General features: G+C 43.2%; 14 protein-coding genes. 10 read left to right on the top strand and 4 right to left on the bottom strand.

Going from position 1 to position 15918, the window contains the following annotated elements:
- Nucleotides 1-132: 132 nt before the first annotated feature.
- A complete protein-coding gene (gene groL / locus RCH20_RS10250) occupies nucleotides 133-1773 on the top strand; it encodes a chaperonin GroEL (RefSeq protein ID WP_209958527.1) in 1641 nt (546 codons plus the stop codon).
- 194 nt (nucleotides 1774-1967) lie between these two features.
- Here groL and yaaA read toward each other — a convergent pair whose 3' ends face one another.
- Nucleotides 1968-2768, bottom strand: coding sequence for a peroxide stress protein YaaA (yaaA, locus tag RCH20_RS10245; RefSeq protein ID WP_209958520.1), 801 nt, complete (start codon nucleotides 2766-2768; stop codon nucleotides 1968-1970).
- A gap of 412 nt (nucleotides 2769-3180) precedes the next feature.
- On the opposite strand from yaaA, the gene RCH20_RS10240 reads away from it, so the two are divergent.
- The 6 genes from RCH20_RS10240 to RCH20_RS10215 all read left to right on the top strand — a co-directional run bounded on the left by RCH20_RS10240 (nucleotide 3181) and on the right by RCH20_RS10215 (nucleotide 7983).
- Complete coding sequence (locus RCH20_RS10240; protein ID WP_327193529.1) at nucleotides 3181-4368, top strand: NAD(P) transhydrogenase subunit alpha; 1188 nt, start codon at nucleotides 3181-3183, stop codon at nucleotides 4366-4368.
- Nucleotides 4369-4485: 117 nt separating this feature from the next.
- The gene (locus RCH20_RS10235) at nucleotides 4486-4821 is read left to right on the top strand and encodes a proton-translocating transhydrogenase family protein (protein WP_209959228.1); all 336 of its coding nucleotides are present in this window, start codon (nucleotides 4486-4488) and stop codon (nucleotides 4819-4821) included.
- Nucleotides 4818-6218 (top strand): NAD(P)(+) transhydrogenase (Re/Si-specific) subunit beta, encoded by a 1401-nt coding sequence (locus tag RCH20_RS10230; protein ID WP_209958515.1) that lies wholly within the window; start codon nucleotides 4818-4820, stop codon nucleotides 6216-6218. Before RCH20_RS10235 ends, RCH20_RS10230 begins: the two co-directional genes overlap by 4 nt.
- Before the next feature lie 260 nt (nucleotides 6219-6478).
- Nucleotides 6479-7030: an acyl-CoA thioesterase gene (locus RCH20_RS10225; protein WP_327193528.1), complete on the top strand. Its 552-nt coding sequence runs from the start codon at nucleotides 6479-6481 to the stop codon at nucleotides 7028-7030.
- Between the two features lie 158 nt (nucleotides 7031-7188).
- A complete protein-coding gene (iscX, locus tag RCH20_RS10220) occupies nucleotides 7189-7401 on the top strand; it encodes a Fe-S cluster assembly protein IscX (RefSeq protein WP_209958510.1) in 213 nt (70 codons plus the stop codon).
- Nucleotides 7402-7473: 72 nt separating this feature from the next.
- Nucleotides 7474-7983, top strand: a complete 510-nt coding sequence (locus tag RCH20_RS10215; RefSeq protein WP_209958498.1) for a GyrI-like domain-containing protein — start codon at nucleotides 7474-7476, stop codon at nucleotides 7981-7983.
- Between the two features lie 166 nt (nucleotides 7984-8149).
- On the opposite strand, the gene RCH20_RS10210 is transcribed toward RCH20_RS10215, so the two are convergent.
- Entirely contained in the window at nucleotides 8150-10327 is a 2178-nt protein-coding gene (locus RCH20_RS10210; RefSeq protein WP_327193527.1) for a TonB-dependent receptor family protein, read from the bottom strand.
- Nucleotides 10328-10707: 380 nt separating this feature from the next.
- Between RCH20_RS10210 and RCH20_RS10205 the strand changes: the two genes are divergently transcribed.
- A complete protein-coding gene (locus RCH20_RS10205; RefSeq protein WP_327193526.1) occupies nucleotides 10708-11172 on the top strand; it encodes a GNAT family N-acetyltransferase in 465 nt (154 codons plus the stop codon).
- Nucleotides 11173-11391: 219 nt separating this feature from the next.
- Here RCH20_RS10205 and dapE read toward each other — a convergent pair whose 3' ends face one another.
- Nucleotides 11392-12588 (bottom strand): succinyl-diaminopimelate desuccinylase, encoded by a 1197-nt coding sequence (dapE, locus tag RCH20_RS10200; protein WP_327193555.1) that lies wholly within the window; start codon nucleotides 12586-12588, stop codon nucleotides 11392-11394.
- 91 nt (nucleotides 12589-12679) lie between these two features.
- The gene (locus tag RCH20_RS10195; RefSeq protein ID WP_209958484.1) at nucleotides 12680-13447 is read right to left on the bottom strand and encodes a 2OG-Fe(II) oxygenase; all 768 of its coding nucleotides are present in this window, start codon (nucleotides 13445-13447) and stop codon (nucleotides 12680-12682) included.
- 119 nt (nucleotides 13448-13566) lie between these two features.
- On the opposite strand from RCH20_RS10195, the gene RCH20_RS10190 reads away from it, so the two are divergent.
- Both RCH20_RS10190 and pssA read left to right on the top strand, forming a co-directional pair.
- Nucleotides 13567-14442 (top strand): 23S rRNA (adenine(2030)-N(6))-methyltransferase RlmJ, encoded by an 876-nt coding sequence (locus RCH20_RS10190; RefSeq protein WP_209958481.1) that lies wholly within the window; start codon nucleotides 13567-13569, stop codon nucleotides 14440-14442.
- A gap of 10 nt (nucleotides 14443-14452) precedes the next feature.
- The gene (gene pssA, locus RCH20_RS10185) at nucleotides 14453-15394 is read left to right on the top strand and encodes a CDP-diacylglycerol--serine O-phosphatidyltransferase (protein WP_209958479.1); all 942 of its coding nucleotides are present in this window, start codon (nucleotides 14453-14455) and stop codon (nucleotides 15392-15394) included.
- The last annotated feature ends 524 nt before the right edge of the window (nucleotides 15395-15918 follow it).

Below are 15918 nucleotides of genomic sequence, written 5' to 3'. Positions count from 1 at the left end.
ATAGTAAGGGTTTAAAATTAAAGCTGTGCCCTTATAACAACAAGTAACCTATTCAAGAGCACTCTTAATAATATAAGAGTATTTTTAATAATCTCATCAGATTATTTAACCAAATTATTGGAGCAGTTTATCATGGCAAAAGACGTAAAATTTGGCAGTGATGCCCGTAAACAAATGATGGATGGCGTAAACATCCTAGCAAACGCGGTAAAAGTTACTTTAGGCCCTAAAGGTCGTAACGTGGTTATCGATAAGTCATTCGGCGCGCCGACCATCACTAAAGATGGTGTGTCAGTAGCGAAAGAAATCGAACTTGAAAACAAATTTGAAAACATGGGCGCTCAATTGGTCCGTGAAGTTGCTAGCCGTACTAATGACGTGGCTGGTGATGGTACAACGACTGCGACTGTACTTGCCCAATCAATTTTACAAGAAGGCATGAAATCAGTAGCCGCTGGCATGAACCCAATGGATCTTAAACGCGGTATCGATAAAGCGGTACGTGAAGCGGTTAAGCAAATTCATTTGCTAGCTACTCCCGCTGACGACGAAAAAGCCATTGCTCAAGTGGGTTCTATCTCTGCTAACTCAGACACCAAAATTGGTGAATTGATTTCGCAAGCAATGCAAAAAGTCGGCAAGCAAGGCGTTATCACCGTTGAAGAAGGTTCAAGCTTTGAAGATACCTTAGAAGTGGTTGAAGGTATGCAGTTTGACCGTGGTTATATCAGCCCATATTTTGCTAATAAGCAAGACAGCTTAACCGCTGAATTTGAAAACCCTTATATCTTGCTCGTTGACAAAAAAATCAGCAATATTCGTGAAATCGTGCCATTACTTGAGCAAGTAATGCAGCAAAGCAAACCATTGCTAATCATCGCTGAAGACGTTGAAAATGAAGCATTGGCAACGTTGGTTGTGAACAACATGCGTGGCGGCTTAAAAACTTGTGCGGTAAAAGCACCCGGTTTTGGCGATCGTCGTAAAGCAATGCTACAAGATATCGCTACCCTAACTGGCGGTACAGTTATCTCAGAAGAAATTGGTCTGAGTTTAGAAACGGCTACTCTTGAGCAGCTTGGTACCGCGAAAAAAGTCACGGTCGGAAAAGAAAACACCGTTATCGTTGATGGCGCTGGTAACAAAGCTGACATCGATGCACGCGTCGAATCTATCCTTCGTCAATCTGAAGAATCAACTTCTGACTACGACAAAGAAAAGCTTCAAGAGCGTATGGCCAAACTAGCTGGCGGCGTTGCCGTTATCAAAGTTGGCGCAGCGACTGAAACCGAAATGAAAGAGAAGAAAGATCGCGTTGATGATGCCTTGCATGCGACTCGTGCTGCGGTTGAAGAAGGCGTTGTTCCTGGCGGCGGTGTTGCATTAGTTCGTGCCATGAACGCTATGTCTGAGCTTAAAGGCGATAATGACGACCAAGACGCCGGTATTAATATCCTACGTCGCGCTATGGAATCACCATTACGTCAAATCGTGACTAACTCAGGTGAAGAAGCCTCAGTTGTGGTCAACGAAGTGAAAAATGGCACTGGTAACTACGGTTATAACGCAGCTACTGGCCAATATGGCGATATGCTTGAAATGGGTATTCTTGACCCAGCAAAAGTGGCACGCTCAGCACTAGAAAATGCGGCGTCTATTGCTGGTTTGATGCTGACTACTGAAGCTATGATTACTGACCTACCAGAAAGCGATGATGGTATGGCTAGTATGGGCGGCGGCGGCGGTATGGGTGGTATGGGCGGCATGATGTAATTTTTGCCTCGACTAAATCTGTACGACCTTGTTAACCCTGTTCGATGTACGCTAGGTACATTTTAACTCGGTTGCTTAATCGTACTGCTCTAGTCAAACCATAAAACGCTTGTTAAACCCAGTTAGATAAAAACCCCGATAAGTTAAACTTATCGGGGTTTTTTATTACCAATTTAATAAGTTTGTTGACTTTACTACTGGTCATTCTCATTACGTCTAAAAGTCCAAGTATTACCATCCGACGCTTCTGCACAATAATAATATCCCGCTAGGTTAAAGTCCTTTAGCTGTTCTGCGTGGGTAAGTTTATTATCAGCGGCATACTTCACCATCAGCCCTCGCGCTTTTTTGGCATAAAAGCTAATGACTTTATATTGGCCGTTTTTTTGATCTTCAAAGCGTGGGGTAATTATTTCCGCTTGCAGTGCTTTTTTCTTGACGGCTTTAAAGTATTCATTCGAGGCTAGGTTGACTAATACCGGCAATTCACCGTCTGACTGGGTATCTTTAATCCGCTGATTGAGCAGATCGGTAATCTGCTCACCCCAAAACTCGTACAAATTCTCACCGCGCTCGTTCTTAAGTTTAGTGCCCATCTCTAACCGATAAGGCTGCATTAAATCTAATGGCTTAAGTAAACCATATAAGCCTGATAATATTCCCAAATGTTCATTTAAATATAGTATTGTTTGTTTATCCATGGCATAACTATCAAGTCCAGTATAAACATCACCATCGAACAAATAGCTGGCTGGTTTGGCGTTATCAGTGGTAAAGGGCAGTTGCCAAGCATGATTACGAACGGCATTCAAAGTAGCAAGCTCGGATGAAATGTTCATTAGCTCCTGTAAATCCATTGGGTCTTTGTTTTTAAGTCCCTTTATGAGTTGTGCTGATTCGTCAACAAACACTGGTTGGCTATAATAATTGTCAAGATTGAGGGGTATAGCATCGCTCTCGTTCAAAGATTTCGCAGGGGAAAGTACAAAATACATAATTATTCCTTATATAGTAGACTAATGACAAACCTGTGACAGGCTCAGGGTCGCTTAGTATGCAACGTTTACTGCTTTGATTGGTCTTTCTTATCGCTGTTTTAGGGTGTTTTTCTTGAAAGCCGGAGTTCGTTGGAAAAATAAAACTTCCAAATATAACAATAAAATTTATGGAAATGGTGTAAATACCTAACTTTTTATTATACTTACGGGTCATCAATAACCAATGAAAGTTGGTTCTTGATGTCTTTATAATAAAAAGGCGTGATGGCAACGTAGCTATCAATTTATTAAATTGATAATCTTTAGTTATTGTTCTTAGTTTAAGCAGTGCTCAATTTTTTTGTCCCTTGTACTCTGTAAATGTGAATTGAGAGTATCCAAGGTAAGTTATTCGACGTAAGGAGATGGTATGAAAATCGGTGTAATCAGTGCAGATGTCGCCCATGAGAGCCGGGTGGCGCTAACTCCAGACGCAGTCAAAAAACTGCGCAAGCTTGGCTTTGAGGTAATCATACAGTCTGGTGCAGGTCAGGCGGCCTATTATTCTGATGACAGCTATCAAGCTGCCGGTGCTAGCATTGCTGCTAGCAATGCTGAGGTTACTGCTGATGCTCGTATAGTCACCACGGTAGATGACTTGCCAGCGACTATAGCTGCGAGTTTAACATCGGGACAGATTGTCATTGGTATGCTAGATCCTTACCGCAATACCCAGCTTGACGCTTATGCTGAACAAGGTGTCACTGCTTTTGCCATGGAGCTACTGCCCCGCACCTTGTCACGAGCACAAAACATGGATGTCCTGTCATCACAGGCCAACCTTGCCGGCTATAAAGCAGTACTGCTCGCTGCCAATGAGTTTTCGCGTCCTTTCCCTATGTTCATGACCTCAGCAGGAACGGTCAAGCCCGCTAAAGTAGTTATTCTGGGCGTTGGAGTCGCAGGCTTGCAAGCGATTGCCACTGCTAAGCGTTTAGGGGCAGTGGTTGAGGCCAGTGATTTACGTCCTGCCGCCAAAGAGCAAGTCGAATCGCTCGGTGGTAAATGGCTTGATGTACCGATGAGTGAAGATGAAGCGCAAAAGGCTAAAGGCACAGGCGGCTATGCATGGACGCCCTCAGAACAGTATATCAAAGACCAAGCAGCAGTAGTGGACAAAGCATTAAGTGCCGCTGATATTGTGATTACTACCGCGCAAATTCCTGGTCGACAAGCCCCACGCTTAGTGCACCAAGCCACGCTTGCCAAAATGAAAGCGGGTGCGGTACTGATTGATATGGCCGCTGGTACTGGCGGTAATGTTGAAGGCTGCGTGGCCAATGAAACCATCACTACCGAGAATGGCGTGCGGATCGTTGGCGCCGCTAATATTCCTTCGATGTTGGCTGCGCAATCTTCAGATTTTTATGCCAATAACTTGGTTCATTTTATCACCACCTTAATTGCTTCTGAATCGACACCTGAAGCCGTAGCCGACAATGATGGCTCAGGCAATGCATCACCCAATGAATTGACCCTGTGCTTAAATATGGAAGATGAGATTCAAGGTGCATTGGCAGTCACGCATGATGGTCAGGTACGTCTCGCTCAACGTTAATAATATAAATGACCACCGCCAAACGCCAGTAAAACCCATGAATAGTAATAAATAGATTTTTAGGAGGATAAGATGATTGCGACTATTTTAGCCGCGGCACCAGCTGGTGAAGCTATGATGAGTACGCCTTTTGTAGCGATTTTCACGATATTTGTGCTCGCTATTCTTGTAGGGTATTACGTTGTTTGGGGCGTAACACCAGCGCTACACACGCCATTGATGGCAGTGACCAATGCCCTATCGAGTATTGTCATCGTCGGTGCGATGCTCCAGACCGTTACCATTGACGGTAGCATGTTTACCGCGACCAGCTTACTGGGTACTTTTGCCGTATTTTTAGCCAGTGTCAATATCTTTGGTGGTTTTGCTGTGACGGAACGTATGCTTGCAATGTTTAAACCAAAACCTAAAAAAGCCCCGGTTGTAACCACTGATAGTGGAGGTGACGCATGAACGACTTAACTAATACGATTGCTACCAATGCTGATTGGTTTTATTTAGTTGGTGCGATATTATTTGTCTTGACCTTACGTGGTTTATCCAGCCCAAAAACGGCTATTCGTGGCAACCGGTTAGGTATGGTGGCGATGGCCATTGCGGTCATCACGACGTTTTTCTTAGCCGAAGGCCCAGTGCTATGGCTAATCATCGGCGCGATGGTTTTAGGCGCAATCGTTGGACTGTGGAAAGCCAAAACGGTTGCAATGACCCAGATGCCAGAAACGGTGGCGCTGATGCATTCCTTCGTTGGTTTAGCGGCTGTAGCCATTGCTTTAGCAACGGTGCTACATACTGAGGAAGCGTACAGTACCATTACCCGTCTAGAATTATTTATAGGTTGCTTTATTGGTGCGATTACCTTTTCAGCTTCATTTTTTGCCTTTGGTAAATTAGCTGCTAAGAGTTGGGCAAAAACTCTAGTAGGCGGCTGGGTTAAACCGGTACAGGCCATTTTGTTTATCGCTATGGTTAGTTTTGGCGCGGTTTACTTTTTGACCGATTCGCTGCCTGCATTTTATGCGATGACGGTATTGGCGGTAGTGTTTGGTTGGATGTGGATTGCCCCGATTGGTGGCGGTGATATGCCGGTAGTGGTGTCTCTACTAAACTCATTCTCAGGTTGGGCAGCAGCGGGTATTGGTTTTACGCTCGGTAACTCGATGCTGATTATTGCCGGTTCCTTAGTTGGGTCATCTGGTGCTATTTTGTCCTACATCATGTGTAAAGCGATGAATCGCTCATTATTAAACGTCTTATTTGGCGGTATAGGTACAGTAGCCGTCGCTGCAGGCGGAGATGATGGCGCGCCAAAAAATTATAAATCAGGCTCGGCAGAAGATGCTGGATTCCTAATGGCCAACGCTAACGATGTGATTATTGTACCTGGTTATGGCATGGCGCAAGGTCGCGCACAAAATGCGGTCAAAGAGTTATATGAATTATTGAAAGCAGAAGGTGTTAACGTACGCTTTGCTATCCATCCGGTTGCTGGTCGTATGCCCGGACATATGAACGTCTTACTGGCTGAAGCCGATGTGCCTTATGATGATATTCTTGAGATGGATGAGATTAACTCCGACTTTTCAAGTACTGATGTAGTAGTCGTCATTGGCGCTAATGACGTGGTGAACCCTTCTGCGAAGGACGATCCTACCTCGCCAATATTTGGTATGCCTATCTTGGAGGTCAGCAAAGCCCGAACAGTCATGGTTATTAAGCGTTCGATGAGTACCGGTTACGCCGGCTTAGACAACAGCTTGTTCTATATGGACAAAACCATGATGATATTTGGTGATGCTAAAAAAGTGGTCGAAGAGATGGTTCGTAGTATCAATGGCGCGGGTCATTAAGCTGCTAATTTAATCAGCCATTAGGTTAAGAGACTAGGCGTCACTAATCTGATTTTGCAATCACTGTCAGCGTCTAGCTTGTGCACTACTAAAAATGAGCAGTGTTGCTAAAATAGATTAAATTAGTCTTTAACTTGACGGTCTTGAATACTAACGATAATCGCTAAAAGTCACTGAGGTGGCTTTTTTTGCGTCAAACCAATTTACCTTTTTTCTGCTATAACCTTCAGCAGTTTATATACTTAATAAGAGAGTTGCTCGTGAATATGTTACTGCGGTTTTTTATTATGATTGGCTTGCTTAAGCAGCAACTGAAACAGCAGGCGGTTAATGGTCAGCTCAGTATCGAAACCCTCACTACACCTGTGTTACGCCACTATCGAGTATTGCCGCACGACATGGGCTTTCGTAATCACTTGCCCAACTATCGTTATTTATCTTTTATTGAGCTAAACGTCACTCACTGGCTGCTGGCCTGTAGTCACCAAAAAGGTATCAAGTCATTGCAATGGATTATCGCCATGCAAGAGGTCATCTATCTTAAAGAAATTAAGTTTTTGGATAAAATGACGGTTAGTAGCACTCTGGCCGGCTGGGACCATAAATATATCTACTTTGAGCATCGTTTCTTCGTAAAAAATCAGCTGATGGCAGTGGCAATGACTAAGTTTGTATTGATGGATAAGCGAGGTAAGTGTAAACCCAGCTGCCTTGATATGGTGGGTGAGCGACTGACCGAGGTCATCACTTCTTGGAACAAGCATCAGATAGCAGTGAAGTCTGCGCCAACGCCATCAATAGAGGGTCATTAATTTAGACGGTTGTTAATAATTGTGAGGCTTGGCTATACATCATCAGGCGAAGTTTGCTAGGATAGAGCACATTGATTGGGTATCCCATTAATTAATGATAGCGTTAATGAGTGATGCCGCTAATTATAAACATTGTAATTTAATTTTAAGGAGCCGTTATGATCCCGCAGTCATTAAAATGGACAGATAGCTTGGATATCGCTATTGAGCTTTACGAAAAATTTCCTGAAACTGACCCACAACAAGTACGTTTTACCGATTTACATCGTTGGATAACAGAGCTTGAGGGCTTTGATGATGATCCCAAAAAATCGAACGAAGGTATATTAGAATCTATTCAAATGAATTGGATTGATGAAGCTGCTGACTAGTTCGATTTTACTGCTTTACGTATGACCTCAAATAACCAGGCTCTTAAACAAAAGAACAGGACAGGCAGTATCATGACTTCACAAATTAAAGAGCTAACCGAAGCGGTAGCTTGTAAAGGTATCAGTGTTCGCACCACCAACATTGCTGAAATCAGCCACGACACTGCCAAATTAGGTAGATTATGGCAAAAGTTTTATCAAGGTCATGTGAGTCATCTCGAAAAGGGTGAGGATATTTATGGTATTTATCACAACTATGAGAGCAATGATGAAGTCGGCGCTTTTGATGTCGTAGCCAGTTGGAAGGTAGGCAGTCAGCAAGGCGAGCAAGAGCAGCCAGGCAAAGACGCTACTCTCAATGCTGGCAGTGTGATGACAGTGACTATTCCTGCAGGAAAGTATTTAGTATTCTCTGAGCATGGCAACATGCCTAATACGGTGATGAATGCGTGGGAGAAGGTCTGGGAATATTTTAATGACCCAAGCTGCGAACACACGCGAGTTTACGATGTCGATTTTGAGTGTTATGTCGATGGCAATCTAGAATACGGTCAAGTTGATGTCTACATTGGTATCGAGTGAATTCAGTCATGTGATGAGCCCCAAAAGGACAGTCTGTGACGACGCATCAGGTAACCTATCAAATCAACAGCTCGATAAAAAAGCCCCATCTGTCATTATAGATGGGGCTTTTTATATTACGAATAACCGTACTAAGTATGACTATTCAAGATCATTTTAAGTCCACTTAAAACGTTTTAGTAACGCCAAGGGTAAAAGTACGCGGTAGATTTGGCCTAGCACCGTACGGTGTACGGCTCACAATCACCTGTTTATCTGCGATATTCTCCACTTTACCAAATAGTTTTGCACCATAACCAATAGGGTAGTGGGTGATGGCATCAATAGTGAATAGTGACTCGGTTTCGCTACGCGGGGCATTGGTACGACTGCAGCCAACCTCTTCACAAATACCGCCGGTATATACGGCCGTCACATACGTATCCCATCCTGAATCCATCTCAATACCTGCGCGCAAGCTGGCCTGATTTTTGGGCACTAGAGTGAGGCGGTCACCTTTGAGTGTGTTCTCATAATTTTCAGTCAGCTCAGCTTGGGTGTGAGTATAAGTGGCATTAAGTGGGATACGGTAGCCTGACATCTCAAAGCTTGTCCCTGCTGACAGCTCAAGTCCGGAGATAGCCGCCGAGCCGCTCTCTTTTTCTATACCTGAAGTCCTTGGGCCACAAGGTGCATTTTCCGTACAATTTTTTAGTACTGAGTCAAAGTCGCTATAGAATCCGACTGCTTCGATATAATTATTGCCAGCAATATAGCGCGTGCCGAGCTCATAGTTGATACTGACTTCAGGGTCAGTGTTATCACTCTCAGACACGCCAGCTCCTAGTGGACTAAAGCCTTTATGAACACCAGCGATTAACTGCACGTTATCGTTGAGCTGATAGCTGCCGGACAAACCGGGTAAAAAGATAGATTGGGTGTTACTGACTCGTGCTTGCTGATCGGTATTAAGACCGCGGGTCTCCTCTGTATCTATGTGCTCGTAGCGCATGGCAAGATTTAAGGTTAATGGGTCAGTGACCTGCCATGTATCGGTCAGCCAAAGACTGGTCGCATCTGCTTTTTCTTCGCGGTTATTACTACCACTAGGCGCTTCGGTACTTTGATAAATCAAATCGCCATCAACCTGATTAAAAATATCACTGGGCTGATAGCGCTCGACCTTATCACGGTGGTAGCGCGCGCCGACATCAATATTGTGGTCGCCATAGCGGGTCAAAACATCGGTATTAAAGTTAGTTTGAATACCAGTGCTATCATAGTCACGATCATTGGCTTTAATCTTAATACTGTCGAGGTTTTCAGTACCCTCTAATTGTCCTTGAGTGACATCCCCTTTATAAAACTTCTCGACCATATTGCCATTGAGCTTGTACCAGTTACGATGGGTTTTATTATAATAGGCAGTTGTACGCAGCTCAGCGTTATTGTCCAGCAGCCAGTTATGGGTCAAATTCAAACCGGTGTGTTCATTCTGCATATTATCAAGACGCGACATAGGGTAGCGTCTATTAGGGTCTTTATTGAAGTCATCATCCGTTAAGCCTAAATAAGTCTCATCACTGGATTTTTCTGAATATTGAGCTTTAGCAAATAGACTATGAGCAGGATTGAGCTGATAGCGACCTTTTAGTACATAATCTTGGTTATCATAGTCGCCTATGTCTTGACCATTGATTTGCTTAAAGCCTTGACCTTGTTGTTGTACCGTCTCAATAGAACCTGCAAAGTCGCCTGAGCGTCCGCCCGCATAAGCATGGACATCAACGCCGCCACGGTCATTAACCGCTGTGGTCACTTGTCCACCGTTTTGATTGGGAATAGGGGTTGATAGATAGTTAATCACGCCGCCAGTTGTTTGCGGGCCATAACGTAGTAGCGGGGCACCTTTGATAATCTCAACTCCTGATAACCGTAGGGCAGTCGGATGGTAATAGGCGGCAGGGGCAGCATAAGGAGCTGGCGCGATGGGCACGCCATCTTCCATCAAATGAACCTTGCTACTACGCTCACCAATACCAGCACGGATACTAATGTTTGGACGCAGACCTAAGCCATCTTCTTCAGAGACGTAAACCCCAGGTACAGTTTGTAAGACTTGGTGAATATCTGTGATTTGCTCATTTTCTAGTTGTTCTTTATCCACATAATAGTTTGATCCCGTCATTAACGGCACATTATCTTTACTACCGATAATGGTAATTTCATCCAAGGTCACCGCAATTTCTTCTGCTACCGTGGTAGGGTTTGGCTGATTGTCTGGGTTTTGTGCATAAGCGGCCTGCATTGATAAAGCTAAGGTTGAAAGTAAAAACACAGTAAAAGACTGATAGTGATGAGACATCTTGTGGGCTCCGTTGCCAAGATATTTAGAAGTAAGTTATTTAGAAGCAAAGCATTCAAAAATAAGTTTGATTTAAGATTGAAAGCAACGAGACAGTTAAAAAAGATAACGTTATTACGACAATTTGAAACAGTGAATTTCAATAGCGTATGTTTGTGGAAACAGATATTATCAATAATGATTCTTATTTGCAACTAAATTCTCATTTATTAAAAAATTACTATTACTTACTTTTGCATTAGCTACCTATCCCGAAGGCGGTCTTTACTGCTTTATTAAGATATAAGTACTCTTTGTGCTAAGCTATTATCCAATGAGGATACAGGCAGTAAATATCAGCTTATACAATTTGGAATACTTAATATTGAGGATGGCATCAGGTGGCAGTTACCTATCAAATCAATACAGCTATTAGCCCTGAACAGTTCATCGAACTATTAAATAAGTGTGGCCTAGGCGCACGCCGACCAATAGATAACTACTATGTAATAAAAGGCATGCTTGATAATGCGGACTTATTAATCACGGCATGGTCGGATAAACGGACGGTTAAAGAAGTAGTCAGTGAGGCCACCGATGGTAATCCAAAAGAACTTATTGGGGTCGCACGCTGCGTGAGTGACTTTAGCTACTGCTGTTATTTGTCGGAATTAGCAGTAGCTGAAAATTACCATCGTCAAGGTATCGGCAAATTAATGATTAAAAAGATTGAGCAGCAATTACCGCCAAGCTGTCAGATTATCCTTTTATCTGCACCGCAAGCCAGTGATGCTGTTAATAAAACGAGCTATCCAAAGATTGGCTTTGCTAAGCATGATAACGCCTGGGTCAAAGTAGTCAGTTGATAACTATTTTAAAACGTAGCTAATTGTTTACTATTGACCTATTACTTGATATGACTGGCTATAGTTTGAAGCGCACAGCTAATGATTTGCAGCTCGTCATAATCCTTATTACACATAGCCTTTATCAAAAACAGTCCTGACTAAAAATAAAAAAAGCGCTACTTGTTTAGCAAGTAGCGCTTTTTTATGGATAAAATATAATCAGTCTCACTGAAGTTCTTAATCAAGCAATAAGTTCTCTAAAATCCCTTCATATATTTGCGCCAATCTTCCTAAATCATCAATCTCAATCTTTTCATCGACTTGATGAATGGTGGCATTGCGTACGCCAAGCTCTACCACTTGCGCACCCGTTGGGGCAATAAAGCGTCCGTCGGAGGTGCCACCAGAAGTGGATAAAGTAGTATCAGTATCGGTAACTGCTTTAATCGCTTGCTGGCATGCTGAGACTAGTTTGCCTTCAGGGGTCAAAAACGGTTCACCTGATAACTTCCAATTAATCTCATACTTAGCCTTACTATCTGAAAAATATTTGTCAAATATTGCGTGAGTTTTTGCTTTTAATTCATCTTCGGTAGTTTCAGTAGAAAAGCGAAAGTTAAAGACCACCTCTAACGTTGCAGGAATGACGTTGGTTGCGCCAGTGCCGCCGTTGATATTAGAGATTTGTAGTGAGGTGGCGGGGAAGTACTCATTACCTTTATCCCAAGTCGCCTCAGTCAATTCAGCTAGGGCTGGCAGGACCGCATGAATAGGGTTGGAAGCTAGATGTGGGTAGGCAACATGGCCTTGTTTACCAGTAACGGTTAAGACTGCACCCAATGAGCCACGGCGACCGTTTTTGATAATATCGCCGAGGGTGTCGGTACTCGATGGCTCACCAACGAGGCAATAAGTAATTTTTTCATTTCGTGCTTCTAGCGCTTCGATTACTTTGACTGTGCCATTAATTGATGGGCCTTCTTCGTCAGAAGTAATTAAGAATGCAATAGAGCCGTTATGTTTTGGATGGTTGAGGACAAAGCGTTCAGCAGCGACCGTAAAGGCGGCAATACCGGTTTTCATATCAGCCGCGCCGCGTCCCCATAGATAACCATTAGCAAGCGTTGGGGTAAATGGCGGATAGGTCCAATTGTTTTCATCGCCTGTCGGTACCACATCGGTATGACCTGCAAAGCAAATCACTGGCTCAGTGGTTCCGCGCCGCGCCCATAAGTTTTTGACTTCAGCATGTTCACCGCTTTGTTGTCTATCGCCGAAGTACATAAACTCGCAGTCAAATCCCGCTTGTTGAAGTCGCGCTGACAATATGTCTTGGCATCCGGTATCGTCAGGTGTCACCGAAGGACGCTCCATCAATGCCATACTTAAGGCTAAAGTTGCTTGCTGAGGAGTATCTGTTGTGGAGGTTTTCATGCTTTCGCTATGATTGCTAACAGTCTCTGCTGTTAAGTTATGATTTGACATTGGGAGCCTTTTCAAAGTTAATTATTAGTTGCTTTCAATATTAAGTGTTTTCAACGAAAGGAACTAAGCCATCACGGCGCATCCAGGTAGCAATAGAGTAACGTTGCCGGTGGGCTGTCTGTACTTGATGTTGTATATTACTATTAAAGATTACTAAGCGATTAGCCACTGGCATAACATTGTGATGCTTGCCATGATTATCGATCACTTCTAACGCACCGCCGTCACTGTTCGCCCATTCATCATTGAGATAAAACACCGCTGAGAGGACGCGCTCATCACGGTTCGTAGGATTATCTTTATGCCATTGGTAACCAAAGCCGACCGGATAGCAGGCATAATGCGCCTCGCTATGGCGGATACCAGTGAATAAACTGCGATTAAATACGGTAGCAAGTGCGTTAATGCTTTGTAGATAATAAAACCCAGCAAAAAAAACCTGCGTAATCCAGCGGATGTTATCACCGCGAATATCACTGACCTGAATACCGGCGGTGAGTTGTGCTGCTCGATAGTCAACAAAGCCACTTTCCGCCTGTAGCGCTAACAGAGCCTTACTGTTAAATACATCATCGATAATGATCCAACCCTCATTGACGAGTTTATCAAGCTGGGTATTAGTAAGCCTATCTCCCCAGTCAACTTCGAAATCAGACAGTTGTAGTTCATGTTGGGTAAGTGAAACATCGTTAATGCCATCGATATTCGGAGTAAGCAGCGGCGGATTATTATCCCCTATCGGATTATCGATGACCAACTCTGTTGAGCTTAAATCTGTCAAATGAAGGTTACTGCTAATCTCTATCATTTCATCACCACCTTGCTCTATCAACGGTCAATCAACACCTATTTACCAAAACCATCGTTATTTTTTGCGCTTCCTATGCTACCATAGATGCAATTTTTCTTACTTAAACTTTTAAACTTATGAATTATAAACATGCCTATCACGCCGGTAACTTTGCTGATGTGGTCAAACACATTTTATTGGTACAACTGCTTAATCAATTAAGCCAAAAAAACAAACCTTTTTATGTGCTTGACGCCTATGGTGGCCGTGGCCTGTATTCGCTTGCCAGTGAAGAGGCACGTAAGACAGGAGAGTTTAGAGGCGGTGTTCAAGCCTTGATGAAAGCTGATACCGAACAAGCGCCAACAGCGGTTAAAGATTACGTGGAAGGCGTTAAGCAAGCCCGTTTTACTTATGACAAAAAAGTCTATCCTGGCTCGCCGTGGTGGATTGCGCATCATGTCGAAAAAAGCACTGATGGTAGTGTTCGCGGTGAAGCGTTTGAAGCAAAAGCTAGCGAGTATGATGCCCTTAACTACCAGCTGCATAAATTGCCTATTGGTATTCATCATCGCAATGCGTTTGAAGGTATTGCTGCGGTCATCCCGCCACAAGAGAAACGTGGTCTAATTCTACTTGATCCGCCATATGAACAAGAACATAAAGATTTTACCCGTCTGATCAATTTATTAGTAGCGTCTTATAATAAGTGGCCACAAGGCACTTACGCGTTATGGTTCCCTATTAAGAACATTGAAGCGGTAGAGTTGTTTTATAAGAAACTGAAACGTACCGAGATGAGACGTCAGCTGGTTTGTGAGCTGAATATCTATCCCAATGATATTGCTGTTGGCCTAAATGGTACGGGTATGCTCATTATCAATCCACCGTGGCAGTTTGACAACCATGCACGTGAGATATTACGTTTCTTACAACCTGTATTTAAAGTAGCTGATGCGCCTAACCTAACCCCCGATAGCGCGACTAATGTGCGCTGGCTGGTTGGCGAATAAGGACCTTGTTATGACCACCGAGCAACCACCCAATAACTCAGGTAACACCAATAATTCAAGTAACAATCGTACAGATAGTAACCATCTGAACGCTGGGCTGCCAAAAGAACCTCTATTGCAGGACAGTGCGGCTACCCAGCCGCCCTTTGTAGATGAGCATGAGTCTAATATCCGTTTAGCGGATAATGATGACTATGACGGTCTGACTTTTGAGGTGATTGAATCAGAAGTCGCTGAAGGTAAGCAAGTGGTGAGTCGTGGTGTTTATTTAGCACCTAACTTAATTACCACTCTGTCATTACTGTCTGGTTTTTACTCAATTTTGGCCAGTACTGATGGACGATTTTATCAAGCGTCCTTAGCGATTTTCTTATCAGCTATTTTAGATGGTGCAGATGGTCGAGTTGCACGGATGCTCAATGCGCAAAGTCCATTTGGGGAGCAATATGACTCTCTGGCCGATATGTTGGCTTTTGGTATTGCCCCGGCAATTCTAATTTATAGCTTTGCGCTAGAGCCATTAGGTCGCATTGGTCTAGGTTGTGCATTTGTGTTCACTGCCTGCGGGGCTTTTCGTTTGGCACGCTTTAATGTACAGGTCGGTATAGTTGACAAAAAGTACTTTGTCGGCTTGGCCAGTCCACTGGCTGCTATTTTAGTAACATCTGCCGTCATGGTCGCGATTGATCATAACGAGTGGGTGGGGCAATATGATACGCTGGTGATAATGTTGTTCGCCGCTTGGGTGGTGATATGTGGTTTATTGATGGTCAGTAACGTAAAGTACTACAGCTTTAAAGAGTTCGACAAAAAGAAGGTACCCTTTGTGGTCTTGATCGTTGGCGTATTGGTTATGAGCATAGCGATATATGACATACCAGTTGGCATTCTAGCCATTGGTTTTATTTATGCGCTATCCGGCATCGTTACGACGTTAAAAAGTAAGGTTTAGAAACGATATCTACAATACAGTCTTAGACTTAGATAAAATTTCTAGTAGATAGAGCGTCAGTTTTGTATTGTGAAAAGAGCCACCCTGTCTAGGATGGCTCTTTTTTTATCTTTGACTCTATATCTGATTCAAAGACTATAATTAATTTAACCACCAAAACCCCTTGACCTGTATGTCAAACTGCGTATAATGCCACCCAGTCGGAAGGGAAGAGCTTCTTGAATAACATAGATTAAATCTACGTCATTAAGAAAGCTAATTAGAATAAAGTTTAAGTCTTACCAAGATAAAAACTTCAAACTAAATAAAATAACTTCTTGACACCACATTAAAAGCGTCTATAATACGCCCCTCAGCAAAGGAAGCTAGCAAGTTTAAGAGTAATTCATTACTTAATGACTACCGAGCTAACTTACTGAAACGAATTAGAACAAAGGCTTGACAGGTTATTTCAACATGATATACTAGTCAGCTCGCTAAACGAGATAAGCTAAATAGCTTACCTTAATTAGAGAAAACATTAT

The organism is Psychrobacter sp. PL15, from assembly GCF_035984995.1.
Taxonomy (GTDB): domain Bacteria; phylum Pseudomonadota; class Gammaproteobacteria; order Pseudomonadales; family Moraxellaceae; genus Psychrobacter.
This window is presented reverse-complemented; position numbering and strand designations above follow the sequence as displayed.

Bases quoted from the DNA above. Each gene is read 5' to 3' on its own strand.
- RCH20_RS10215 (WP_209958498.1), top strand. From the start codon at position 7,474: ATGACTTCACAAATTAAAGAGCTAACCGAAGCGGTAGCTTGTAAAGGT.
- RCH20_RS10195 (WP_209958484.1), bottom strand. From the start codon at position 13,447: ATGATAGAGATTAGCAGTAACCTTCATTTGACAGATTTAAGCTCAACA.
- RCH20_RS10235 (WP_209959228.1), top strand. From the start codon at position 4,486: ATGAGTACGCCTTTTGTAGCGATTTTCACGATATTTGTGCTCGCTATT.
- RCH20_RS10230 (WP_209958515.1), top strand. From the start codon at position 4,818: ATGAACGACTTAACTAATACGATTGCTACCAATGCTGATTGGTTTTAT.
- RCH20_RS10240 (WP_327193529.1), top strand. From the start codon at position 3,181: ATGAAAATCGGTGTAATCAGTGCAGATGTCGCCCATGAGAGCCGGGTG.
- dapE (WP_327193555.1), bottom strand. From the start codon at position 12,588: ATGAAAACCTCCACAACAGATACTCCTCAGCAAGCAACTTTAGCCTTA.
- iscX (WP_209958510.1), top strand. From the start codon at position 7,189: ATGATCCCGCAGTCATTAAAATGGACAGATAGCTTGGATATCGCTATT.
- groL (WP_209958527.1), top strand. From the start codon at position 133: ATGGCAAAAGACGTAAAATTTGGCAGTGATGCCCGTAAACAAATGATG.
- pssA (WP_209958479.1), top strand. From the start codon at position 14,453: ATGACCACCGAGCAACCACCCAATAACTCAGGTAACACCAATAATTCA.
- RCH20_RS10210 (WP_327193527.1), bottom strand. From the start codon at position 10,327: ATGTCTCATCACTATCAGTCTTTTACTGTGTTTTTACTTTCAACCTTA.
- RCH20_RS10190 (WP_209958481.1), top strand. From the start codon at position 13,567: ATGAATTATAAACATGCCTATCACGCCGGTAACTTTGCTGATGTGGTC.
- yaaA (WP_209958520.1), bottom strand. From the start codon at position 2,768: ATGTATTTTGTACTTTCCCCTGCGAAATCTTTGAACGAGAGCGATGCT.